The sequence below is a fragment of the Bradyrhizobium sp. LTSP885 genome (genome assembly GCF_000938305.1).
Taxonomy (GTDB): Bacteria; Pseudomonadota; Alphaproteobacteria; order Rhizobiales; family Xanthobacteraceae; genus Bradyrhizobium.
The window spans coordinates 170,995-192,749 of the sequence record NZ_JYMT01000004.1; the positions used below are offsets into that span (position 1 = coordinate 170,995).

27 protein-coding genes are annotated in these 21,755 nt (G+C 59.4%); 5 read left to right on the top strand and 22 right to left on the bottom strand.

The genetic code is table 11. From position 1 onward, the window contains the following. Positions 1-68 precede the first annotated feature (68 nt). Together UP09_RS03160 and UP09_RS03165 are read right to left on the bottom strand one after the other, a co-directional pair. Positions 69-1,367, bottom strand: coding sequence for an RsmB/NOP family class I SAM-dependent RNA methyltransferase (locus UP09_RS03160; protein ID WP_044536558.1), 1,299 nt, complete (start codon positions 1,365-1,367; stop codon positions 69-71). A gap of 115 nt (positions 1,368-1,482) precedes the next feature. Continuing rightward, positions 1,483-1,905 (bottom strand): MAPEG family protein, encoded by a 423-nt coding sequence (locus UP09_RS03165; protein WP_044536559.1) that lies wholly within the window; start codon positions 1,903-1,905, stop codon positions 1,483-1,485. Between the two features lie 179 nt (positions 1,906-2,084). On the opposite strand from UP09_RS03165, the gene UP09_RS03170 reads away from it, so the two are divergent. Further along, on the top strand, positions 2,085-2,477 hold the full coding sequence (locus UP09_RS03170) for a hypothetical protein (protein WP_052832933.1): 393 nt from the start codon (positions 2,085-2,087) through the stop codon (positions 2,475-2,477). A 67-nt stretch (positions 2,478-2,544) separates the two neighbouring features. Then, positions 2,545-3,384, top strand: coding sequence for a metallophosphoesterase family protein (locus UP09_RS03175; RefSeq protein ID WP_044536843.1), 840 nt, complete (start codon positions 2,545-2,547; stop codon positions 3,382-3,384). Positions 3,385-3,414: 30 nt separating this feature from the next. Here the strand turns inward: UP09_RS03175 and UP09_RS03180 are convergent, their stop codons facing one another. From UP09_RS03180 to UP09_RS37395, 14 genes are all read right to left on the bottom strand, one after another. After that, positions 3,415-3,669 (bottom strand): hypothetical protein, encoded by a 255-nt coding sequence (locus UP09_RS03180; RefSeq protein ID WP_044536560.1) that lies wholly within the window; start codon positions 3,667-3,669, stop codon positions 3,415-3,417. A 142-nt stretch (positions 3,670-3,811) separates the two neighbouring features. Then, positions 3,812-4,834: an NADPH-dependent curcumin/dihydrocurcumin reductase gene (gene curA, locus UP09_RS03185; protein ID WP_044536561.1), complete on the bottom strand. Its 1,023-nt coding sequence runs from the start codon at positions 4,832-4,834 to the stop codon at positions 3,812-3,814. Positions 4,835-5,037: 203 nt separating this feature from the next. After that, entirely contained in the window at positions 5,038-6,528 is a 1,491-nt protein-coding gene (gene guaB / locus UP09_RS03190; RefSeq protein WP_044536844.1) for an IMP dehydrogenase, read from the bottom strand. Positions 6,529-6,732: 204 nt separating this feature from the next. After that, the gene (locus UP09_RS03195; RefSeq protein ID WP_044536562.1) at positions 6,733-6,984 is read right to left on the bottom strand and encodes a hypothetical protein; all 252 of its coding nucleotides are present in this window, start codon (positions 6,982-6,984) and stop codon (positions 6,733-6,735) included. A 232-nt stretch (positions 6,985-7,216) separates the two neighbouring features. After that, positions 7,217-7,486, bottom strand: coding sequence for a hypothetical protein (locus UP09_RS03200; RefSeq protein ID WP_044536563.1), 270 nt, complete (start codon positions 7,484-7,486; stop codon positions 7,217-7,219). 132 nt (positions 7,487-7,618) lie between these two features. Beyond that, positions 7,619-7,936 carry a hypothetical protein gene (locus tag UP09_RS03205; protein WP_044536845.1) on the bottom strand — a complete coding sequence of 106 codons (318 nt, stop codon included), beginning with the start codon at positions 7,934-7,936 and terminating at the stop codon, positions 7,619-7,621. Next, positions 7,936-8,940 carry a tyrosine-type recombinase/integrase gene (locus tag UP09_RS03210; RefSeq protein WP_044536564.1) on the bottom strand — a complete coding sequence of 335 codons (1,005 nt, stop codon included), beginning with the start codon at positions 8,938-8,940 and terminating at the stop codon, positions 7,936-7,938. The genes UP09_RS03205 and UP09_RS03210 overlap by 1 nt, the downstream gene beginning before the upstream one ends. Before the next feature lie 167 nt (positions 8,941-9,107). Continuing rightward, positions 9,108-9,386: a hypothetical protein gene (locus UP09_RS03215; protein ID WP_044536565.1), complete on the bottom strand. Its 279-nt coding sequence runs from the start codon at positions 9,384-9,386 to the stop codon at positions 9,108-9,110. Between the two features lie 30 nt (positions 9,387-9,416). Then, the gene (locus UP09_RS03220; RefSeq protein WP_044536566.1) at positions 9,417-9,656 is read right to left on the bottom strand and encodes a hypothetical protein; all 240 of its coding nucleotides are present in this window, start codon (positions 9,654-9,656) and stop codon (positions 9,417-9,419) included. Between the two features lie 40 nt (positions 9,657-9,696). Further along, entirely contained in the window at positions 9,697-9,870 is a 174-nt protein-coding gene (locus tag UP09_RS38330; protein ID WP_210166764.1) for a hypothetical protein, read from the bottom strand. Then, complete coding sequence (locus UP09_RS03225) at positions 9,867-10,046, bottom strand: hypothetical protein (protein WP_156164414.1); 180 nt, start codon at positions 10,044-10,046, stop codon at positions 9,867-9,869. The genes UP09_RS38330 and UP09_RS03225 overlap by 4 nt, the downstream gene beginning before the upstream one ends. Continuing rightward, positions 10,046-10,201, bottom strand: coding sequence for a hypothetical protein (locus tag UP09_RS37390; protein ID WP_156164415.1), 156 nt, complete (start codon positions 10,199-10,201; stop codon positions 10,046-10,048). Before UP09_RS37390 ends, UP09_RS03225 begins: the two co-directional genes overlap by 1 nt. Before the next feature lie 240 nt (positions 10,202-10,441). Further along, on the bottom strand, positions 10,442-10,903 hold the full coding sequence (locus UP09_RS36200) for a hypothetical protein (RefSeq protein ID WP_156164416.1): 462 nt from the start codon (positions 10,901-10,903) through the stop codon (positions 10,442-10,444). Positions 10,904-11,041: 138 nt separating this feature from the next. After that, positions 11,042-11,209, bottom strand: a complete 168-nt coding sequence (locus UP09_RS37395; protein WP_156164417.1) for a hypothetical protein — start codon at positions 11,207-11,209, stop codon at positions 11,042-11,044. Between the two features lie 1,603 nt (positions 11,210-12,812). Between UP09_RS37395 and UP09_RS03235 the strand changes: the two genes are divergently transcribed. The 3 genes from UP09_RS03235 to UP09_RS37400 all read left to right on the top strand — a co-directional run bounded on the left by UP09_RS03235 (position 12,813) and on the right by UP09_RS37400 (position 14,571). Next, positions 12,813-13,025, top strand: a complete 213-nt coding sequence (locus UP09_RS03235) for a hypothetical protein (RefSeq protein WP_156164418.1) — start codon at positions 12,813-12,815, stop codon at positions 13,023-13,025. An 823-nt stretch (positions 13,026-13,848) separates the two neighbouring features. Next, a complete protein-coding gene (locus UP09_RS03245; RefSeq protein WP_156164419.1) occupies positions 13,849-14,397 on the top strand; it encodes an Abi family protein in 549 nt (182 codons plus the stop codon). Beyond that, positions 14,398-14,571 (top strand): hypothetical protein, encoded by a 174-nt coding sequence (locus UP09_RS37400; protein WP_156164420.1) that lies wholly within the window; start codon positions 14,398-14,400, stop codon positions 14,569-14,571. It abuts the gene before it with no gap. Between the two features lie 314 nt (positions 14,572-14,885). Here the strand turns inward: UP09_RS37400 and UP09_RS03250 are convergent, their stop codons facing one another. The 6 genes from UP09_RS03250 to UP09_RS03280 form a co-directional block, all read right to left on the bottom strand. Then, positions 14,886-16,118 carry an SGNH/GDSL hydrolase family protein gene (locus UP09_RS03250; RefSeq protein WP_044536571.1) on the bottom strand — a complete coding sequence of 411 codons (1,233 nt, stop codon included), beginning with the start codon at positions 16,116-16,118 and terminating at the stop codon, positions 14,886-14,888. A gap of 65 nt (positions 16,119-16,183) precedes the next feature. Beyond that, complete coding sequence (locus UP09_RS03255) at positions 16,184-16,534, bottom strand: hypothetical protein (protein ID WP_044536572.1); 351 nt, start codon at positions 16,532-16,534, stop codon at positions 16,184-16,186. Between the two features lie 114 nt (positions 16,535-16,648). Continuing rightward, positions 16,649-16,978: a hypothetical protein gene (locus UP09_RS03260; RefSeq protein WP_156164421.1), complete on the bottom strand. Its 330-nt coding sequence runs from the start codon at positions 16,976-16,978 to the stop codon at positions 16,649-16,651. A gap of 16 nt (positions 16,979-16,994) precedes the next feature. Continuing rightward, positions 16,995-18,809: a phage terminase large subunit gene (terL, locus tag UP09_RS03265; RefSeq protein WP_044536574.1), complete on the bottom strand. Its 1,815-nt coding sequence runs from the start codon at positions 18,807-18,809 to the stop codon at positions 16,995-16,997. A 59-nt stretch (positions 18,810-18,868) separates the two neighbouring features. Further along, positions 18,869-19,192 carry a DNA packaging protein gene (locus tag UP09_RS03270; RefSeq protein WP_156164422.1) on the bottom strand — a complete coding sequence of 108 codons (324 nt, stop codon included), beginning with the start codon at positions 19,190-19,192 and terminating at the stop codon, positions 18,869-18,871. Between the two features lie 198 nt (positions 19,193-19,390). Beyond that, positions 19,391-21,700, bottom strand: coding sequence for a phage tail fiber domain-containing protein (locus UP09_RS03280; protein ID WP_044536577.1), 2,310 nt, complete (start codon positions 21,698-21,700; stop codon positions 19,391-19,393). Between the last annotated feature and the right edge of the window lie 55 nt (positions 21,701-21,755).

The window sequence follows — 21,755 nt, forward strand, 5'->3', positions numbered from 1 at the left end:
GGACGAACCCGGAATCTCGAGGTTCCGGGTTCGATGCTACGCATCGCCCCGGAACGACGAAATCCTCATCAACCCTTCTTCAGCACCGACACGAAAAACCCGTCCGTCCCGGTCCGGCGCGGTGTCATCAGCCAGCCCTCGTCGGACTGCAGCGCGGCGTTGGCAAAATCCTCGGCCTTGTCCCAGAGCACCGATGCGGTCTGCTCCGGCGGCTGGATCGCAAATTCCGGATGGCGCGCGATGAAGGCCCGAACCTGCGCGCCATTCTCGTCGGAGAGCACCGAGCAGGTGATGTAGGCGATCCGGCCGCCGGGCTTGACCAACGGCACGGCGCGGTCGAGCGCCGCGGTCTGGTCCTTTAGCCGCACCTCGAGCGCGCCGGGACGCATCCGCCATTTGGCATCGGGGTTGCGGCGCCAGGTGCCGGTGCCGGTGCACGGCGCGTCGATCAGCACCAGATCGGCCGAGGCCTTGATGTCCGAGAGTACCTCGGCCTCGCCGCGTGGCGTGCGCACGTCGCAATTGTGCACGCCGGCGCGCGACAGCCGCTCATGGATCGGCGCGAGCTGGCGCTTGTCGTGATCGGTCGCGATCAGCCGGCCCTTGCCCTGCATCTGGGCTGCGAGCGCCAGTGTCTTGCCGCCGGCGCCGGCGCAGAGGTCGATCACCTGCTCGCCGGGCTTGGCGCCCGACAGCAGCGCGGCGAGCTGCGAGCCCTCGTCCTGAACTTCGATGGCGCCCTTGATGAAATCCTCTTCCGCATGGATGCCGGGATTGCGCGCGTCGGCGCCGAGTTCGATGCGCAGACCGAGCGGCGACCACGGCGTCTCCTTGGCGCCGAGATGCGCCAGCCGCGGCAAGATCTTCTCGCGCGTGGCGTTCAGCGTGTTGACGCGCAGATCAAGCGGCGCGCGGCTCGCCATCGCGGTCGCCTCCGCCACGCGATCGTCGCCAAACACCTTTGCCAGATAAGGATCGAGCCATTCCGGATAGTCGCCCGCGATATGGGCCGGCGCGTCAGTGAGCGTGCGTGAGGTCAGCGCGGCGCGCTCGGCGTCCGTCAGCGACGCCGGCGCGAACCGGCCGCCGTCGCAGAGCGCGGCGATCGCCTCAGTATCGAGGCCGCGCTCGAGCTTGAGCATGCCGAGCAAACGTGCCCGGGCGCTGTTGTCATCCATCAGATACGCCGCGGAGGATTGCCGGCGCAGCACGTCCCAGATCAGGCCGGAGATCGCGGCGCGGTCGCCGGAGCCGGCATAGCGGTGCGCCGTGCCCCACTCCTTCAGCGCCTTTGCGGCCGGAATGCGTTGGGTGTCGATGGTCTCGATCAGCTCGATGGCGGCGGAGAGCCGGGCGGCGGGGGTCATAAGAGTCTTTCGGTTGAACGCTAAAGCACGATGAGTTCAGGTTTCATCGCGCTTTAGCTTTTTGTTTGAGCATAATCGTGTCGGAAAACCGCTTCGCACTTTTCCGGATCATGCTTTAGATCAACAGCAGGATCTTGAGCGCGAAATAGAGCCACATCGCTGCCAGCACCAGCACGCCGGCGAACCAGGCGAGCGAGCGCGGCCGCATGTCGTTGGATGTGACGAAGACGCCGGCATGGGCAAAGCGCGTCACCACGAACACCCAGGACATCAGCACGATGAAGAGGTCGGCATGACGCAGCGGCAGGGCGATTGCAATCAGAATGTAGAACAGGACCGGGAGCTCGAACTGGTTGGAGAAGCAATTGGCGAACTGGGTGGCGCGGCCCGGCCAGCTCGGCTCGCGCAGCGCGACGTCCCGCATCTTGGTTTCGCCGCTCGAGAGCGCGCTTGTGCGCGCCGTCGCCATGGCGAACAAAAGCGCGAAGGTGAGCCCAATCTGGATGAAGACAGGTAGCAGAACCATTTGAATAGACATTGAAATCTCCTTTGGCCGCAACGCCGCGCAGCCCTCTTAACCGCAGCCCCCGCCCCTGGCAATCAAGGTGCTGCTGGAACGGCTTGAACCACAATCCGAGCTGCGTGACCAACTCACAGGAGACTTGTCGGTTCAGGAGTCTTGCCGGTTTCGGCCCCAACGCCCCGCAGGTGTGCGCGATGAACATCACCTCCCCGATCCTCACCAGTGCGACCCGCGCGGCCGGGTTTCTCGACGATTCCCTGACCTCCCTGCTTCAGGCGATCGGCTCCAGCACCGGCTGGTTCGACAGCAACCCGGATGGCGGGCTCGGCGTGGCGATGGCGGGGCTATCGGGCGTCGTCGCCGCCCTTTCGGTCGCGATCCTGCTCTCGATCTATTTCCGCACCGGCTATCGCTCGACCCGCGACATCGTCCGGCACGGGCTCGCCGCGGCGCTGGTGCTCGGCTTGATCGCGTTCGCGATCTACGACATGGGGCACTCGGCGCTTGCCTATCTCGGGCTCAACGCATCGACGTCAGCGGTCGACTTCGGGACCTGCCCGTCCAAGGCGGGAATGATCGGGATTTGATAGCGTCATCGTTCCGACTCCGGGCCGGCCTATGATCGCCCGAAAGGATCGATACAAGGATCGACGCATGGCGCAGTTTCGTCTGACGCAAATTTCCGACACCCACCTCGCCCGCCGCCACACACTCCTCACCGATAATTTCCATCGCGTCAGTGAGCATATCGACACGACGCGTCCCGACCTCGTGCTCAACTCCGGCGACGTCGGCTTCGATGGGCCGACCAGCCGCGACGATCTTGTCTTCGCCAAGGAGCTGCACCGCTCGCTGCCGGTCGATTGCCGCTATCTGCCGGGCAATCACGACATCGGCGACAACCCGACCGCGGTCGGCCCGGTGCCTGCGCAACTCCCTACCGAAGCCAGCCGCAAGGCGTTCACGGACCTGATCGGCGAGGACCGCTGGCACTTCGAAGCCGCGGGCTGGTGCTTCATCGGATTGAACTCGCTGATCATGAACACCGGCCTCGACAGCGAAGCCGCACAGTTCGACTGGCTCGCCTCTCAGCTCGACAAGGCCGTCGGCAAGCCGGTTGCGCTGTTCCTGCACAAGCCGCTCTATCTCGACGTGCCCGACGATCCCGAATGCGAAGCGACCGCGATCCGCTACGTGCCGCAGCCGGCGCGGCGGCGCCTGATCGAGATGTTCGGCAAGGTCGATTTACGGTTGGTCGGCAGCGGCCATGTGCATCAGCGCCGCGATTATACCTTCGAGCACGTCCGCCACGTCTGGGCGCCATCGGCCGGCTTCATCATCTCCGACGCGAAGCAGGAATTGATCGGCATCAAGGAAACCGGCCTGGTCGAATACCGCTTCCAGCCCGACAGTTTTGAAGTGCGCCATGTCAGGGCCAAGGGTCAGGTCGATGTCGACCTCGACACGCTGTTCGGCAAGCAAGCGGCGACCTGAGCGGCCTCGGCCTACGTCAGCGCAGCGCTACTACGTCCGCGCGGCGTCGTTCAGATCCCGCTTGATGACCGCAAGCAGCGTCTGCAGCGAGTCCTTGCTCGGCGGTGGCGCCGCAGCGACCTGCCGCGCGGGAGGCCGCGGAGGCATCGCGAACGAAGGCCCGGCGTCGGGCTCGTCCTCCACGAATTTCCCATGCAACACATCATCGCGGCGGCCCATGGCGAACATCGTCGCCCAATAGCCGACGGCCAGCAAAATCACGCCTAAAATAACAATCTCAAACATGGCTACACCTAAAATATAGCCCTATTGTTTCAACTCCTCCGGGTTCCGGTCAAGCAAATGGGGGCCCAAAAGCCCCCAAAAGCTTGCCGATGTGGCGTTTTTGATACGAATCTGCGCGGAATGGGAGCTAAAGCCCCTCCCGTCAGGCCCGGTCAGCCCCGACCCGGACCAGCTGCTTGCCGAAATTGGCGCCCTTCAGCAGGCCCATGAAGGCCTCCGGTGCGCTGTGCAGCCCCTCGGTCACGAACTCCTTGTGCTTGACCTTGCCCTCGCGGACCCACTGCGACATGTCGCGGAGGAAGTCGCCATGGCGGGCGGCGAAGTCGCTGACGATGAAGCCGCGGAAGGTCAGCCTCTTGGTCAGGATGTTGCGCATCATGGCGGCGGCCCATTTCGGCGCTGACGCTTCCGTGTCGTTGTAGTGCGCGATCAGGCCGCACACCGGCACGCGCGCGAACGCATTGAGCAGCGGGAACACCGCTTCGAACACCGCGCCGCCGACATTCTCGAAATAGACGTCGATGCCCTTCGGGCAGGCGTCCTTGAGCTTGGCCGCAAGATCGGGATCGCGATGGTCGAGGCACTCGTCGAAGCCGAGCTCGTTCTTGACGTAGGCGCATTTGTCCTTGCCGCCGGCGATGCCGACCGCGCGTGCGCCCTTGATCCTGGCGATCTGCCCGACCGCCGAGCCGACCGCGCCGGATGCGGCGGCGACCACCACGGTCTCGCCCGCCTGCGGCTTGCCGATGTCGAGCAGTCCGGTATAGGCGGTCATGCCGGGCATGCCGAGCACGCCGACCGCGGTCGAGATCGGCGCGATCTTCGGATCGATCTTGGCGAGCCCCTTGCCGTCGGACAGCGCATGCGTCTGCCAGCCCGCGCGCGACAGCACGACGTCGCCCTTGGCAAAGCCTGGATTGTTCGAGGCGATCACCTCGCTGACGGTGCCGCCCTCCATCACGCCGCCGATCGGCACCGGCTGCGCATAGGACGGGCCGTCGCTCATGCGCCCGCGCATATAGGGATCGAGCGACAGCCAGATGGTGCGGAGCAGGACCTCGCCCGCGCCAGGTGTCGGCGGCGCATAATCCTCGATCCGGAAGTCGGAGGCCTTGGGTTCGCCGTGGGGACGGGAGGCGAGAACGACGCGCTTGCCTTGGGACATGATTGTTTCCTCTGATCGTTGGTTCGCGGCGCACACGTAGTCACGCAATCCGGCTCCCCGCAAGGGAGACGGATTTGCTCGTGTTGTTTGAAATGATGTTTGAAATGTTCATCGTCATTCCGGGGCGATGCGTCAGCATCGAACCCGGAATCTCGAGATTCCGGGTTCGGTCCTTCGGACCGCCCCGGAATGACGTGCCTCGCTTACACCCCGCCCGGATAGTTCGGGGCTTCGCGGGTGATCGTGACGTCGTGGACGTGGCTTTCGCGCAGGCCGGCGCCGGTGATGCGGACGAACTCGGCCTTCTCGTGGAAATCAGCAAGGTTCTTGGCGCCGACATAACCCATCGCCGCGCGGAGACCACCGGCGAGCTGGTGCATGACGTTGCCGACCGGGCCCTTGTAGGGCACCTGGCCCTCGATGCCTTCAGGGACCAGCTTCAGCGTGTCCTTGATATCCTGCTGGAAGTAGCGGTCGGCCGAGCCGCGTGCCATCGCACCGACCGAGCCCATGCCGCGATAGGCCTTGTAGGAGCGGCCCTGCCACAGGAACACTTCGCCGGGAGTCTCGTCGGTGCCGGCGAGCAGCGAGCCGACCATCGCGATGTCAGCGCCGGCCGCAAGCGCCTTGGCGAGGTCGCCGGAATATTTGATGCCGCCGTCGGCGATCACGGGCACGCCGGCCTTCTTGGCGGCTGCGACCGCATCCATGATTGCGGTGAGCTGCGGTACGCCGACGCCGGCGACGATCCGCGTGGTGCAGATCGAGCCCGGGCCGATGCCGACCTTGATGCAATCAGCACCCGCGTCGATCAGCGCCTGCGCGCCGCCCTCGGTCGCGACATTGCCGGCGACGACCTGCACCGCGTTGGAGAGCCGCTTGATGCGGTTGACCGCGGCCAGCACATGCTTGGAATGGCCGTGCGCGGTATCGACCACGACGACGTCGACGCCGGCATCGATCAGCCGCTCGGTACGCTCATAGCCGGTCTCGCCAACAGTTGTGGCCGCGGCGACCCGCAGGCGGCCCTGCGCGTCCTTGCAGGCCAGCGGATGCGCGACCGCCTTTTCCATGTCCTTGACGGTGATCAGGCCGACGCAGCGATATTGATCGTCGACGACAACGAGCTTCTCGATGCGGTGCTGGTGCAGCATCCGCTTGGCCTCGTCCTGCTTAACACCCTCGCGCACCGTGACGAGGTTTTCGTGCGTCATCAGCTCCGAGACCTTCTGCCGCGGATCGGTCGCAAAGCGCACGTCGCGGTTGGTCAGGATGCCGACCAGCTTGCCGGGCACATTCTTGCCGCCTCCGGTGACGACCGGAATGCCGGAGATGCCGTGATCCTTCATCAGCGTCAGCGCATCCGACAGCGTGGCGTCAGGGGCGATGGTCAGCGGATCGACCACCATGCCGGATTCGAACTTCTTGACCTGCCGCACCTGGGCGGCCTGGCCCTCGGGATCGAAATTGCGATGGATGACGCCGAGGCCGCCGGCCTGCGCCATCGCGATCGCCATGCGCGCCTCGGTGACGGTGTCCATCGCGGACGCAATGATCGGGATGTTGAGCGGGATCGCGCGGGTGATGCGGGAGCGGATATCGACTTCCGAGGGCATCACGTCCGACAGGCCGGGCCTCAGCAGCACGTCGTCGAACGTGTAGGCTTCGCGGATAGCCTGAAATACCGTGGCCATTGCCAACTCCTTTCGGCGGCATCCGCCGCTGCAAGTCTTACGGATGAACGTGACCGGCGGCGACGCTAGCTGCGTCACCGTCGAATCGGCGCCCATCGATGGGGTTGACGGCGGTCGATAGCATGGCGGAACGCCGAATCAAAGCGTTTGCCAGCCATGCACGGGCTTTTTACTTGGCCGATTGTTGGCCGGTTACTTGGCCGATCAGGAGGCCCTGTAGCCCGGAGGCGGCCCGTGCCGGCGGATCGCCTCGACCACCTCCCGGTGGCGCCGGTCCTCCCGCCTCATGTGGACGGCGATTACGGCATGGGCCGACGGCACCAGCAGCAAGACGTGGAAAAACAGCCCGAAAATCGTGCAAAACACGATCAGGACCAGATTGAAAATCGCCGAAAACGGCTGCCCGTTCAGGAGCAGCCCGATCGGCGGCAACAGCACGGCAAGGACGTAGATCACGGCACACCTTCTAGCGCCGGCGGATGCATACCAGCGTCACGCTGGATTTAGGTGGTTTGGCCGGTTCCGCAATAGCGACTCCGGCGGCAGGATGATACAGCGCCCTCGCCCACCTTTTTCAGCACAACCGTCCCATTTTGATGAACAAAACACGCCTGATCCCGCTCATCGTCGCCACCGCCCTGTTCATGGAAAACAAAGGACACGATTGTAGCGAGTTGAAAACGCAGCGCTAATTGCGCTGCGTCTCCCCAGTCCCCAGATTTTCCCCGGAAATGATAAAGGCCGGATTGAGCGTAACCGCCTTCCACGCCTCATACTCGTAGCGCATCGCCTTGGTCGTCATTTCAAGTCCATGCTCGATAGCATGATCGTACAGCTTGTGTGTCATGTCCCGGTGGCAAGCTCGCGGGATGTAGTCCTGCAAGATCGCCATCATCTGATTGACGAACAGCCGAGCTTGATACTCGTCGTTCTGCATCCTGTGGTTCAGTGCCTTCATTGTCTCTCTCGATATGTGTTCTGTAGATGCGGTTGCGGATGACGTTCACTTGCCGTGCGTACGTCCGCCACCCGTTCTTGCCGCATAGTGCGGCGATGATGTTCAGTAGCTCGAACTCTTCGTCGGCGGTCATCAGTAGGTTCGTCCGCCTGCATGTTCAGGAGACCAAAGACCCCAGTCGCCGAAGTATTGCTTTTCACCTTCAGCGGTTGTGATCTCGATCATATCTTCGTGCTTCTGCATGCTCAGTTGGTTCGCGTCCCACTCCGACCAGCCGGTCAGACCCTGCGCAATCACCTTCGCAGCAACGTCGCGGAACACGACACGCACGATGTCGCTGTACGTTTGATGCAGACCTATTACGCCTTGCAGTCTTGGACCGTTGAAGCCCATTTCATCCATGCTCTCCGCAGGGTCTGTGCGACCGTGCGACAAGTACAGTTCAAACATCATAGCCTCCCGATTGTGTCACTGAGTTCATCGACGTTCGTGTGCGCATAGCGCAGCACCATTTCAATCGTGCTCCACCCGCCGAGCTTCTGAAGCGCGCCGAGGTCTCTGTTCGCTTGGTAGTGCCACGTCGCCCAGGTATGGCGCGTGTCGTGTATGCGGAAGTTCTCAATGCCTGCTCTCTCGCATGCACGCCAGAACACGACCTTGATCTTGTCGCTGGCTCGTGTGTGCTTCGGATACTCAGAGCCATCTGCACGTCTGAATACGTCACCACCATTAGGCCGGTGCACAGCGAGCATTTCGCGCAGAGCCTCGACAACACGCGGATGCAGCGGAACGCCTCTGCTCCTGATCTTGCCGTTACCGAGCACGTTCTTCGTACCAACGAACTGCACGTGCCTGCGATCAAGATCGAGGTCATTCAGTTGAAGGTTCATAGCCTCCGAGATACGAGCACCCGTGTAGAACAGGAATATCAACAGCGGCTTGATGTGATGCCCTTCATCAATGAACCTGTTCGCTTCTTCCTTAGTGAGCCACCGTACAATACTCTCGTTTATGTCCGGCCATTCGAGGGTCTTCTTCTCGCACCAGCCTCGTTCAAAGGCGTGCGTGAAGATCGCAGACAAGGGTGTGTAGTAGTGAGCGCGGCGTGACGCTGGCTGCATCGTCGGGAACACTGCTATAGCGCCCGCCTCGATCTCGACGAGACCGATCTTGCTTAGCTTCGTTGTACCGAAGTGCTCGATGATATCGGCGAGCCTGTAAGTCTGCCTGCCGCCATTCTCCAAGTAGTGGAGCGCGGCTTGAGAGAATGTCGTTGTTAGACGCTTACCGTGGATGCTCTCTTCGAGCAGTTCCTTCTCACGGTTGATCCTGTAGTCGTTCGCGGCGACTTTGTTGACGAGAGGAATGCGAGTGCTTTCGTCAATGCTAGTGCCCCGGACGGTGCCGCGTAGGTAGTAGTACGGCGATCCATGCCGCTCCGTGAGCTTGAGCATTCCTTCTCCTGTTCGAGACCGTCCTGTATCTGAGCGATATGCTCCTGCGTGAATAGCTTGCGACACCCGTTCGGATAGAAGAACGGATGCCGTTTAACGATGTCGCGAAGCCGCCGCTCACTCACGTTGAGTTCTGCGGCGGCATCTTTGAAGTTCAGTGCAGGCAATTACGCAGCCAGCTTCTCGCCATAGGTGCGGCCAGCCTGCACGAACTTGCGCATCAGCTTGCCTTCCGGCGTCTTGATCCACTCTGCGAACGCCTTGCGGATCGCTGCGGCGCGAGTGTCGAGGATGCGCTGCGCTTCGTCCGCAACGTCCTTCGGATTGTCATGCCGCTTGCGTAGCGTCATTTCCATACGACGAGCGGCGAACGGATCAGACTTGTTCGCTTCGGCGTGCAGGCGGATTGCATCGAGAGTGCTGACGCGGCGGTTATGCTTCTTCATGTATGGTCCCTCTGTGATGAATTGATTGCGTTAGGACGAGTAGCCGCCGTGCGTCGGCTTGTACGCCCTCGCCTCGCTGGCGTAGTTCGTCACCGTGCCGGTGCCCTCGATGCCGCGCTGAAGCTCAGCCTCGCTGATCGGCCTGTAGCCGTTCGGCCGACCGTTCACGCGCTGACGTTCGCTGACGCGCTCGCCGTGCTTCTGTTGAGCCTCCGTGCGATATGCCGACAGAATGGCAGCGTCGAACGACGTGTGAGCAACGTGCTTCATAGTTCTCTTCCCCTAGTTGCTAAGTGAGTGTTGGTTGCGGTTAGTTGGCGAAATATTCGACGTCCCAACTATCTTCAGCGTGCTTGACGACGCGCGCTGCGATACGGTCGTCTTTGGTGCGCCACTCGCGTCCGTTAGTGGACACAAGCCTGAAGCCCTGTAGCTTCAGCAAATCTGCTGCGTGCTCGCGTGACGGGAATAGCTTCTCTGTCATGGCAGCACCGTCGCCCAGATACGGACTGCAACGCATTCGTGCACAGGCACGTCAGCGTCTTGCGATGCGTTGTAGAAGTCGCGGAATTGCTTGCGCGCTTCCCAGCTTGTGTCGGCGCGTATTTCAGTGCGCAGGGCTTTGTCGTGCACCCAGTAGCATTCGTATGTTGGCGTCATCAGCGCACCCACGCTGCACGGTCGCGGCGGTACAGGCGCTGTTGCTTCCATCCGTTCCACACGCCGCGAACCCAGAAGCCGACGAGCACGAAGAAGCACGCGCCCGGTATTGCGAACACGGTGAACAGCAGAACGAGCAGTGTCTCTAAGGCCATGACGATACCTCTGTTGTGTGATGCGTAGACAAGGGCGCTCTCGTGTGGATGTCGCACTACGAATTGAACGTATGTGCGTGAGACCATCAGAAGCTCGCCTGCACTGGCCTGCGCTCTCTCGCAGCAATTCCAATGCAGCCATGGCGCGATGACAAAAGCGCCCTTGTGTACGCACAGACGCAAAAAGAGCGCAGCCTGAGAACAGACTGCGCCCTTGATGCGTAGTGGTGGTGTTGAGTGTTAGTGCGTGGTCGGAGCAGCCGGGATCAGCTTCTCAAGGCCAGCGATCAGCGAGCCGTGGTTCGCCTTCGCTTCCTTCTCGTCCTTCTGGAGCTTCTTGATGGTGCTGGCGATCAGCGCAGCCACGTCGATAGCCTCATACGGCTTCTCCGGGCTGAACTTCCAGAACGGGTTCGCCATGGCATCGCCGAGCCGCACCTTGCCGCCCTGCATGAACACGGGCTGGTCGCCATCGAACATGACCGGGCCGTATTCCACGAACCAATCGCGCATGGCGTTCTTGCGGCCCATTTCGGGCATGGCGTTCAGAAGCTTCGCCACGATGCGAATGTCGGAGTGCTGGCCCAGGTGCTGAAGCACGGAGCACGCGGCCACGTGAATGTCAGCCTGCAACGTCTGCCCTCGCCGATGAATGCTCATGAGCGCATCCTCGATTGCCTTCGTGCCGACCAGCAGTTTCATGCCGGTCGTGGCCTTGGCAGCAACCGCCTTCGCAGCGGTCTTGGCGGGCGTAGTGGTAGCGGTCTTAGCTTTGGTAGCCATTCGTGCTCTCTCCGATTTAAACGCCTCAATGGCGCGTTCTGTGAAGCCTGATACCCGTCAGGCGGCGGCCGATACTTCGCGACGCTGGCGCATGTTCGCGCCGGTCAAAACTGCATCTTCAAGGCAATCCGTGTAGTACGCGGTAGCCTCGTTATCGCGCTCAATGAAGTTCACGCGATAGTCACCGTGTCCGGTATTGCGTAGCGTCATGCGATTGATCTGCATGCGCTGACGTGCTTCCCTAATTGTCATCATAGCGTAGCTCACTAGTTGGTTGTGTGAGCGCACACGTCTCCCGTCACTAGCCTCTAGGTGCTCTGTGTACAGTTCAGGCTGTAGGATTGAATGCGCTCGCATAACCAACTAGGCGCACTCGCGTAGAGCGCGGCCTAGCTGGCTGTATGCATGTTTGCGATTTTATGAAGTTAGCGCCGGTCACATAACCCGCTCTATGCGTGCGCCTACCTAGAATGAAACCCGCACTAATCTTGTTGCTTGGGTCCGCGCTCTAGGCGTGCACGTATGACGCTGAAATGGAGTGCATCTAACTGGTACACACCACTAGCAACCTTGGCATTGGCATGAGCTAGTGCGCTTGTGTGTACCCTGCGGACGTTCGGCCTGCCTTCCGTTGCACCTAGCGTCAAGTCGCGTATCAACTAGCATTATGCTCTGTCGCAATGACCGGCCACGGTGGGCACTAAGAGCGGCGCTAGTCGCGCCTTAGACATTCGGAACGGAGTGGTTCCATAAATCCGCAGATACTGACTAACCGACACCATCCGCCTTCCGGCCACGTGTCCCGATTAGATTGCGCGGCGTAGGCAGTTCCTAGCCGTCAGGCCAGATATCAGTCTGGCAAGCTGTTTCAGTCCATAGGCAACCCTTGCGGCATGCCCGTAGTATCGTTGTAGTCAATTCCGTTGTCTGGCCTGCGTTACAGCTAGTGGCTTAGTCCAAGTCGCCGGAGCAGTCTGGAAGAGCCGTTGCCGCGTCGCCGCTGACCAACAAACAATAGCATATTTGATCCGTAGGAATATCTGTATTGTCGGTCTGTACGATAGAATTGGACTGATACCGGCTTAATCGCTTGATCTATCTGAGTAATATAGTCTGTAATTAAATCTGTATCAATATCTGATTTTTCGTCAGTATAGCTATCTTGAGGCATAGCTAGGCCATAGACTGCGCAGCAATCTATTATATATATCAATAGCTTATCTGGTATGAGAGCTAGTCTAGTAGCTTCTATTCGTACGGTAATCCGTACCTAGTGCTATATACATACTAGTAGCTCTCAATAGCTTGTATTATACATGCTCGCTTCGCTCGACCATGTAAGTATCTATAATCATTAGTATATTCTTAGACTGATACACCAAATGGCATATCAGGCTTTGTATCTCCTAATAGGGAGGGATAGGCATTCCGGCTGTAAGCTAGATGAACACTGAACCGTGTTCATGTAGATGAACCAGCTACCTAGCTAAGCTATAACTATGAGATTGAGCCGAGATCAGACAAATACAGATGCCCGGCCATAACCGTAGGCTTCCCAGCTTTAGCTATGCGGTAGCACTCGGCTCATAATCCAGATGCAAGCTTAGCTTATACTATGGGTGTATACCCGGCTAAGGCCACTAGATCATAATACGGATATGAGCTATGATACCAAATCAGATGCTAATGCGATCTAATACAGGGCTTGACCTCATGGCCCTACGGGGGAAGTCAGCGCGCGGGTGAGCTTGGATACCCGCTCAAAAAAATCCGTCAAATCTGGCATCTGAAACCGGCGCATCCCATATTGTATAAAACGAGGATGCTCATGTCAGACCTAAAGCCGCACCGACACATTCTAGCAACGCGCATGGATACGGATGAAGAGTCAGGTGAGCCTGTTCTCGTCATCACGACAGACCTTAATCTCAACCGTGATAATCCGACCTTCAACGCGACCGCCCTTGATGGCCTGCAAAAGCACGTTAGCGCTTGGCAGCAGGCGAACGTTCACCGAGCTACTATCGAAGGGCCGGTTTGATACCTGCCCGGCTCGCAGCGGAATCCACCCATGCGTTAAACCTGGCTGTCCGCAGCTTCGTAGCCCGTGACCGAACGGATCTCCTGGGCCTTCTCTGGCGATCCTGACCGGAGGGAATTGCCAGTCATGTTATGGCCCCAAAGCCGGAGCAATTAAGGGCCGCGCCGACGCAAGGTTGCGCCTATGCATGACCATCAACGACACCCTCAATGGATTAGGACGAACACCGGCAAGCCGCACTTTTTGGACGGCTCCGTACCGACATTGGACCCAGAGTTCGATTGGCCGGATGAGGTGTGGGTCATTGACCACTTTGAGAGCCATAGGTCGATCGGTACTGAGATGTATGAGAGCCGATCGCTGTTCGAGCCACCGCCGCCCGAACAGTAGCACGGCCAGGCAGTACCTTGTTACCGCCAGTATGGGACTTTAAGGGAAAGCGCCTCTAAAGGGCGAAAGATGTTGACGGGCCATAGCCGCATCATCATCATGCAGGGGTGGTTCACCAACCACAGGTGGTTCTCGGACTTGGGGCCTAACCCCATACCGTGACCGTACAAGTGATAACAGCCGGGACGCGGTGCCAGCCGCGGTCCGGAGAGGTTTCCGGCTTTTGGACCACCCAGCGCCGCTCTATGGGGTTTCCCCGTGGGGCGGCGTTGCACATTGTACATTTTTTACTACACACCAGCGCACCCGGAAATGTCAATATTACAAACGCCTTCCAAGAGACAATTATGGACAATTATGGACAATTACGGGGTCCATAAAGAAACGGTCTGCGACCCTCGTGGATGACATCAGGATCGACATAGGACGAGACATGGACATCTTGGAGTTCGTTCAGCGGTCTGAGTGGCCCGTGCTAATCGGCGGGGCGCTTTGGTACTTCCGGAGGCCGTTATATCAGCTAGTTGATCGGGTCCGACCAACCAAGGTTTCGGCTTGGGGCGTAAGCATTGAACTCGATAAGGTCGAGGCATTGACGGTCGAGACGCGGGCTGCAACCGAACAGGAATTGCCCAAACTGGAAAAACCCAAGTCGACGGGTGATCTCCTGACCTTTCATGTCGATGAATACGAACATCCTCAAATGGTCGTTTTGAAGTCATGGAGCGCGCTGGAGGCTGAACTCTATCGCGCTTATGGGAAAAGCAGACCGCCCGGCGTGATGCGTGTCATGGAACAAGTTGCCAAGGAGCTAGGCTTAACTTCTAATGAGGTCGAGGCAATAAGAGAGCTGCGCAGCGTTCGCAACCGCGTTGCCCACCTGATCGGCTACCCACTGTCGCAAGAAGACGCCCAGCGTTACAGCGCTCTCGCCCGCGACCTCATCCTGCGTATCCGAACCTTGAAGCCGACCGACAACTGAATGATCTACCGGGTGTACGTACTGACCTGGACCGGCGACGTCATACAGAGCGTGGACTTGGACGGTGAAGGCGACGAGGAAGCCATAAGCTGGGCGGGCGAACTGGTCGGGGATAACCCGGTCGAGGTCTGGCTTGGACCGCGCAGGATCGCCCGGCTGACCGTCAAGCATTAGTTGACAACCTCCCCCACTTGCTTAGCGTGGCGACACCGCCGCCCTGGGGACTTACCCAAAGCGGCGGCTGCTCGGGAGCGCCATCCCAGCGATACTCGAAGCCGTCCTCGTTTCACCCGAGGGCGGCTTTTCGCTGGGCAATCTGTTAGACACCAAATGTAGGGGTACGTACGGTGCCGAACAGGGGGTCAAGCGTGGGGCTAAACGAGGTGTTCGCGCAAGATCATTTTTGCAGTTGGGTCACCGTAATTCTCTGGTGATCCTCTCATGATTCTTGAGGACCAAACCCCACTACACGAGACCGTGATTGCCCGTCAGAGCATACGCTCGACGGCTTCGACCATGGCTTCAGCCGAACGGTACGCCAGCAGCGAATGCCCAGCGAGCGTCGGATGCGCGTTGTCGGTATCGACCATCACGCTTGCGTTCGCCGTGCTCAGCCACGGAACATCGTCCGTGCTTACCTTGATGAACTCGCAGTACCGACTGTCGACGCGCTTCACAGCAGCATAGATCGTATTCTCAGTAGCGATCTGGTTCAGAGCCGGAGCAGCGTTACCAGCCTGACAGCCGTGCACACACACCGGCGTATGCTGGTATCTGCGCAGTAGCTCCTGAAGGGTAATCGTGATCCGGTCCTCAAGAGCAGACTGGTTCTGTGTAGCGTCGTTGTATCCGTGCGAGACTGCATAGATGTCGCATGCACCCTGATCTGCCACGAGAGGGATAAGATCGAGCATGCTAGGCCGGGTGCCGCCAGCGGTAGCGATATAGCCGGTCTGGCCTACAGCGTACTGCCGCACGTCGCGGATACCGAGGCGTTCGCCGGTCTGGATAGGCCACGACGCGTTCGGGATCGGGTACACCGAGGCCGCACTGTTCGTGCTTTCCGGGTAGCTGTCGCCGAACCAGCCGAGCCGCTTGACGCGCCGCTGAGAGGGCTTCCACACGCCGCAGCCGGGCGTAACCCGGACGGTCTTGATGAAGCACGGTCCCTTGGACGGTAGGCACGGCACCAGCACACGGATGCGCCGGGGAGTGATCGTCGGGAACGTGAGCAGGAACATAGTGTCGGCGTTCGTCGCAGACGCGCTAGAGAAGCCAACCTTGTCTACGTACTTGTCCTCGACCTGGAACATGATCTTCACAGCAGAGCTACAGAAGATACCCAACTGAACCTTGTCGGCTGGCGTGACGATCTCGAATGCGGACATCCACTGGTTCTTGTCAGCGTAACCCGATCCGATGTTGCCATTCGTGGACGGCAGAACACTCGTCACCGGCATACAGACGTACTGCGTGAGGATCGGAGAAGGTACGCCGCCGTACCATGCGACTTGGTTCTTGGAGAAGTCGGTCAATGCGCCAGCGGCTGCAACAGGATACAGCGTCAGCGTGCCATCGCCGGTAGTGCCGACCGTAACGGTCGGAGGCGAGGCCATGACATCGTTAGTGAACGGGTTGTTCCTCAGACCTTCACGCATGACCTTATACAGGTCATCCAGCTTTTCCTGCTGGCGCGTGGTACGGAACGGTTTCTTTGGCATTACATACCTAACGTAAAAGGGCCGGTGTCACCCGGCCCTGTTTGGAGTACAGCGTTGACTGCGGATTAGACGAGGACGACGTACTCGACGGCGATGTCGAGTGATGCGGAGTTCCATGCAGTCACTGCGTCGATGTACAGAGTACGATCGCCGACAGCGCTGGGGAAACCGTTCGTCAGGAAGAAGGTCGCGAGTGCGCTACCGGCGACAGCACCGGCCGCGAGCACGTCGGTTCCACCTAGAGTGGTTCCAACCTTGATGCCGCCAGTGACGGCGTTCGCGTTCTTACTTCGGACATAAACGGCCACTACCGAAGCGCCCTGCGGGACGACCACGGTGCCTGCCGCCGCGAGGGCCAGCTTCCGGACGATGCCGCTGATCGGCACATGTCCGGGGGTGAAGATGTCAGATTTCATTTGTCATTGGTCCTTGAGTTAATGTAGTGGTGTTTGGATACAGCGCCTGTACTGGCCTTCGGGCCTTACCTGGGCGCGTAGAGCGGGTCGTACTTTCGGGTACGGCCCGTTCGCTTATTCAGCGTCGGTGTTGTCGCCGCGCCCGAACTGACGCCGGGTCAGACTGGCATCCCGCTCCTCGATCTCAGCAATCTGAGCCAGCAAGTCGGCTGCGTCACGATTGAAGCGCGCGAGCGAATGCTGAGCGAGCACTCGTAGGGTCGCAAGATACAAGTCCTGCTTCTCCTTGTTGCCGCGAACGTCACTGGCGGCCAGTAGGCCGATCTTGCGAAGCTCCGAAGTGAAGCCCCAGGTATCGCGCGGGAACTCGACCAGAGCCGGGTTCGCAGAGACAGCAGGAGCAGCCGGAGCTTCAGCCTTGGTCTCAGTCTTTTCTTTAGACACGTATTCTCCTTGGTGGTCAGAAGCGACCACGATTGAATTTGTCGAGCGCATTAGGTGCGCGGAATTGTTTGCCGAATGCACCGGGCAGCTTGCGTCCGTCCCCTAGTGGGTTCGACATGAGCTTCCTGTATGCTTCGTCCTTGGCAGCAGCCTTGGCCTTCTCATCGTCGATAGCCACGAGGTCTACCCAGTGACGAGCAGAGCCGGCGATTGCATCGAGCCTGTCATCGTGGATCAGTGACTTGGGATCACGCGTGATCCGGCCCATCTGCCACAGCCAACTGTACGTGCTCCGTTTGTCGGCTGCGTACTTCTGAACTGTGTCCCAATCCTCACGAATTAGATCTTCGTGCACCACGAACTTGCCTGCGCCGATTAGAGGCTCAAGCCCGTCGATGATCCGTAGCTCCTTCTGTCCGCTCTCCCACACGTCCTCAATACCGACAGAATGGTTCTCGGCCTTCAGCGCCTTCAGTAGGCGCGGTTGCCACGCGGACGAGAGAGCACCGTTGCCGAAGTTCTTCTCGATCTTGATGATCTTTGGCTTCCACTTCACGGCAGCAGCCGTCAGCCAATCAAGCTGAAGGTCTCCATAGCCGCCGAAGATGCCACCTACAGAGGCGAGCAGGACGCGCCCGGCACAGAAGCCGGTGACAGCGTAAGCGAGCTCGTCGCCGTTCTGACCGCCGCCAGCGGGGTCCACATACATCACCCAACCGTTGATCTCGCCGAAGTCCTCTGCGGACTTCACGCGGTACAGCCGGTCCTTGATGGGCATGCCGGACGGCAGGAGTATCTGCACGTCATCGGTTCGAGCGAAGTTGATTGTCATAGGTGCCCGCATGCTCTCGCGATCAAACGCAAGCACGCGCAGGCTTGAGAGTTTAAGCGGGAAGCGCTCAGCGTCGGACAGCGTGGTGCTCAGCATGTGCTGAAGCTGGAAGTACGCCGCGCCTTGGTCGATCTCCTTCTTGCAAAGGATGTCTTCGCCGAGCAGCACAGGATCAATCGCCTTGCCGCGTTCGCCAGTCGGCCCGCCGCCAGTCTGTAGACTGGGATCGGCAAGAAGCCGCTTCAGTACGAACGGTGCGAGGTACGGCCCGTAGCCGATGATCTCTTCCTTGGTCGGATACCGACCGGGCCAGATACGAATATCGTAGCCGCGTCCAGGCAGACCGTTGTACAGGCTGTCAATGCTCTGCGGAGTGCCGAGGTAGATGATCTCGCCGTTAGAGCAGATGGATGCGAAGTCGAGTGTCAGATGCAGAAGGCGAGCACGCTGATGTTGCGTCTGGCTGTTCTTCTGGCTCTCGATGTCGTCAGCGATCAGGATGTCTGCGCGCTTGCCCTGCATGTTCGACGTGATGCCGACGCAGGCTAGGCTTGGAGACTTCTCAGGTCCCTTGAGAGTGTAGTGGATGTCGAACGCTTCAACCGATGCACGGTCGCCGTTCGATCTGTCCGGCTTCAAGCACGCCAGTTCTGGCATGCCGTTGATGATCTGAATAACCCAGTTAGCGATCTCAGTTGCCTGAGTGTCACCGGCCGACAAGATCAACACGCGCGTTGTAGGCTCGTGGATGAAGCGCCACACTGCGTAAGCAGCGGTGATGGTTGTCTTCGCTTGTCCGCGCTGCGCCTGTACCATGCGGTACTTCGGCCCGTGCGCGATGTATTGTCCGATGTCGATCTGCACTTCCGTACAGATGAAGCCCATTAGGTCTTCGATGACATCGACGAGGAAGTCATCGAACTCGGCGTAGTGCTTCTGAAGAAGTTCTAACTCATGCCAACGTTCGAGAGCTTGCTCAGCAGTCTCTCTTACGGCCAATGGGCCTCCTTGCGTAATGGATTTACTGAGGCCCGCGCCGTAGCGCGAGCCCTATAAATTCATTCGTCAGTAATGTGCACGACGTTCCCAATGGAGCGTCGTCGCTTCACCTTGTCAGCCAATCGCTGCTCAAGGTCGCTCATCGTGTTGCCCGCCTCTGGCGCACAAGTAACCTTGTTCGCGTCGAGGAAGCGGACCATGACGGAGAGCAACGCCGGATTAAGCTCCGGCTCCTTGATGCCCTTCTCGGCTAGGACTTCAACGTCCGTAGCCTCAAAGACTTCTTGGGCCTTCTCGACATGATCGAGCGCCCGGATCATCACTTCAGCAACCTTGTTATGCAGGTCGCCAAGTCGTCCTTCTGTAGCCGGTCCCTTAGACACCGATCCACTTCCTAATCATGATGATAGCTCGCGGCACTTCCTGCACTAAGCGTGCGACGAGAAGTACGAAGCCAAGTACCTTGACCACTTCATTCGAGTGTTCAATGAATAGCGCCAGCAATGCAGCCAAGTATGTAGAGGCTGCGGCCAGCCAGTCGTTTAAAGTCTGCAACCGCAGCCTCCGGTATGAATGAGTGGTTAGCCCTGCTGATGCAGGACGATTGAAAGGTAGTTGTTCTGGTTGTTGCCACCGAGCAGCAATGGCAGGTTCGCGCTGCATACCGCTCTGACAGCTACGTGCTGTCCCTCAGTCAGAGTGACGAGCCGCGTGATATCCATAGACTCGTCAGCACCGCCAACGAATTTGTACGACTTACGCGCAAGCTCCGTTCCGGTGTCTGTCGAGAACAGCTTGATGAAGCCGGTGACGCCCGCCGCAGGAGCGGTCAGCGCGATGCCAGCAGACACAAGATACTGCCCGGTAACAGGAGCAGTGTACTGTCCGCTGACCGCATTGTATGCGTTGGCCGGATCATGGTCCTTGGTGTTGAACAGGATGCCAGTGTCAGACGTTACAACGGTCTGCGCTGCCGTAGCGCGGGCGGAAACGTTCGGCCTGATCTGCGGCCTAACGATCCAGTCACCGCTATATTTGTACTGGTTGGCAAGAGCGTTCCAAACCGGAAACACCACGTTCTCAACCACGCACTGGACAACGTTTGCTCCCTGCGTATGGAAAGCAATGAACGGTGCAGTCTGATCGCAGCGCACTCGGCAGCTACGGATGTGCACATTCTGGATTGTAGACGTAGTACCGTTGAGGTAAATGCCGTACGAAGATTGCCACGCCGGGCTGCAATAGATTTGCAAGCCCTCGAACATCATCTGTGAGATGCCCCAGCATTCGAGGTGCTTACCGAGGTTGTTCTCGAACGTGACGTTATACCCGGCGATGTTCTGCCCGAGCCCTGCGCCGCCCTCGATGTACAGGCCACGGTTGTTACAAATCACGAAGCCAACGTGCTGCATGAGCAGCATCTGACCGCGCCAATACATACCACCGCCAGCGGTCGTGGTCGCGTTACCGCACTGCTCCACCGTAACGTTCCGCATAGTGAAGAACGAGTTCTCGTTGACGCCAGTGCCGACAGCACAGTTGATACCGTAGTTGTCGCAATAGTTGATGCGAACCTGATCGAGAACGATATGCACAGCACCGTCGTTCTGAGGGTCCGCGTCTCCGTACAGTGTCGGGACGTAGATGCCATCCTGCGAGTGCCCCACGATGTAGACATCGTGAACAGTCGTGTGCACGCAACGATGTAGTATGAGTGCGTATCCGGCCCCACGGCCAAACGACGAGAACGTCATTCCCTTGACGAAACAACCGATCAGATACTTTCCCGTACCACCTTCGATCTTCAGCGTGACGCCGGTCGTACCGTAAATCTTGGTGCGCTCCGAACCGTCTCCGAAAATACGACAGCCCTCTCGCTGACCGTTTGCGCCAGCGGCAAGTACGTAGGTTAGGTTGTTTGCCTTGTAGGTGCCTGCCGGAACGTAGACCGGCTTCCCCGTCGTCATATGCAAGTCGAGGGCCGACTGAATAGCCGCGCTGCTGTCTGTACCGAGGCCGGTCGCAGAATTAAAGTCGGCGACAGCGCCGAACGCCTTCACGTTCAGTACGTTCTCTGCGAACTCGTACCACGTACCGTTCGCCATCTGGAACTTGGCAGTATGCGTCGGCTGCGTTGCAACCTTCTTGAACAGGCCGCCGCCACCGTCACCGGCTGCAAGCAGCCCGGCCAGGATCACGGCTTCAGGCGAGACTGTCGGGTTCAGCAACTGCGCCGCAGCCTTGGTCGGGATGACCGACGAGCTTACGGATGAAGCAGCGGCAACAGCCTGATCTCGCGCCTGTGCGGCAGCGATCTGCGAGTTCATCGCATCCACAGCGTTAGCTGCGGCCTGCTGCTGCTTAGCAATCGTTAGATCACGAGCAAGCTCAGTAGCGACCTTGGAAGTAGCCGCGTCAGCGGCGGACTGTTGCGCGGCAATGACCGAGCTTGCGGTCTGCGCAATGACGTAGCCCTTGTTCGCTGCATCAGTGTCAGCGATAGGTGCGCCGACGTTCACCGCGCGGAAGCCGTTGAAGTCCCAGTCCGCAGACAGTGGGGCGAAGCGACCGTCGATCACTTCATGCACAGCCATCATAGCCTGCTTCTGTGCAGTCATCAGATTGTCTTCGTCGAGCTGGTCGCCGTTATGGTAATTGACGAGCAGGCTGTCCTTCGCGACTGTGCGCGTGAACACGACCTTGACGCCTGCGGGCACAGCCGTACCGGACACCTGAATTAAATTCGTAGATAGAAACGTGATAGCTCTGTCGGCAAGCTCACCGCCCACACGACAGGTAACATCGCTCTGCTTCAAGTAGTCGAGTGCGAAGTTAACAGCGAACTGTTTGGTAGAGCCGTCACCTGTAGCTACGACCCTTGAATAGGCCATATAGTAACTCCTTGTATCTCCTAATAGGGAGGTACAAGGGTCACTACTGGCGAAA

Excerpts from the sequence above, each read along its gene's own strand:
- UP09_RS03160 (WP_044536558.1), bottom strand. The coding sequence starts at position 1,367 with ATGACCCCCGCCGCCCGGCTCTCCGCCGCCATCGAGCTGATCGAGACC.
- UP09_RS03165 (WP_044536559.1), bottom strand. The coding sequence starts at position 1,905 with ATGTCTATTCAAATGGTTCTGCTACCTGTCTTCATCCAGATTGGGCTC.
- UP09_RS03170 (WP_052832933.1), top strand. The coding sequence starts at position 2,085 with ATGAACATCACCTCCCCGATCCTCACCAGTGCGACCCGCGCGGCCGGG.
- UP09_RS03175 (WP_044536843.1), top strand. The coding sequence starts at position 2,545 with ATGGCGCAGTTTCGTCTGACGCAAATTTCCGACACCCACCTCGCCCGC.
- UP09_RS03180 (WP_044536560.1), bottom strand. The coding sequence starts at position 3,669 with ATGTTTGAGATTGTTATTTTAGGCGTGATTTTGCTGGCCGTCGGCTAT.
- curA (WP_044536561.1), bottom strand. The coding sequence starts at position 4,834 with ATGTCCCAAGGCAAGCGCGTCGTTCTCGCCTCCCGTCCCCACGGCGAA.
- guaB (WP_044536844.1), bottom strand. The coding sequence starts at position 6,528 with ATGGCCACGGTATTTCAGGCTATCCGCGAAGCCTACACGTTCGACGAC.
- UP09_RS03200 (WP_044536563.1), bottom strand. The coding sequence starts at position 7,486 with ATGAAGGCACTGAACCACAGGATGCAGAACGACGAGTATCAAGCTCGG.
- UP09_RS03205 (WP_044536845.1), bottom strand. The coding sequence starts at position 7,936 with ATGTTTGAACTGTACTTGTCGCACGGTCGCACAGACCCTGCGGAGAGC.
- UP09_RS03210 (WP_044536564.1), bottom strand. The coding sequence starts at position 8,940 with ATGCTCAAGCTCACGGAGCGGCATGGATCGCCGTACTACTACCTACGC.
- UP09_RS03215 (WP_044536565.1), bottom strand. The coding sequence starts at position 9,386 with ATGAAGAAGCATAACCGCCGCGTCAGCACTCTCGATGCAATCCGCCTG.
- UP09_RS03220 (WP_044536566.1), bottom strand. The coding sequence starts at position 9,656 with ATGAAGCACGTTGCTCACACGTCGTTCGACGCTGCCATTCTGTCGGCA.
- UP09_RS38330 (WP_210166764.1), bottom strand. The coding sequence starts at position 9,870 with ATGACAGAGAAGCTATTCCCGTCACGCGAGCACGCAGCAGATTTGCTG.
- UP09_RS03225 (WP_156164414.1), bottom strand. The coding sequence starts at position 10,046 with ATGACGCCAACATACGAATGCTACTGGGTGCACGACAAAGCCCTGCGC.
- UP09_RS37390 (WP_156164415.1), bottom strand. The coding sequence starts at position 10,201 with ATGGCCTTAGAGACACTGCTCGTTCTGCTGTTCACCGTGTTCGCAATA.
- UP09_RS36200 (WP_156164416.1), bottom strand. The coding sequence starts at position 10,903 with ATGAAACTGCTGGTCGGCACGAAGGCAATCGAGGATGCGCTCATGAGC.
- UP09_RS37395 (WP_156164417.1), bottom strand. The coding sequence starts at position 11,209 with ATGCAGATCAATCGCATGACGCTACGCAATACCGGACACGGTGACTAT.
- UP09_RS03235 (WP_156164418.1), top strand. The coding sequence starts at position 12,813 with ATGTCAGACCTAAAGCCGCACCGACACATTCTAGCAACGCGCATGGAT.
- UP09_RS03245 (WP_156164419.1), top strand. The coding sequence starts at position 13,849 with ATGGACATCTTGGAGTTCGTTCAGCGGTCTGAGTGGCCCGTGCTAATC.
- UP09_RS37400 (WP_156164420.1), top strand. The coding sequence starts at position 14,398 with ATGATCTACCGGGTGTACGTACTGACCTGGACCGGCGACGTCATACAG.
- UP09_RS03250 (WP_044536571.1), bottom strand. The coding sequence starts at position 16,118 with ATGCCAAAGAAACCGTTCCGTACCACGCGCCAGCAGGAAAAGCTGGAT.
- UP09_RS03255 (WP_044536572.1), bottom strand. The coding sequence starts at position 16,534 with ATGAAATCTGACATCTTCACCCCCGGACATGTGCCGATCAGCGGCATC.
- UP09_RS03280 (WP_044536577.1), bottom strand. The coding sequence starts at position 21,700 with ATGGCCTATTCAAGGGTCGTAGCTACAGGTGACGGCTCTACCAAACAG.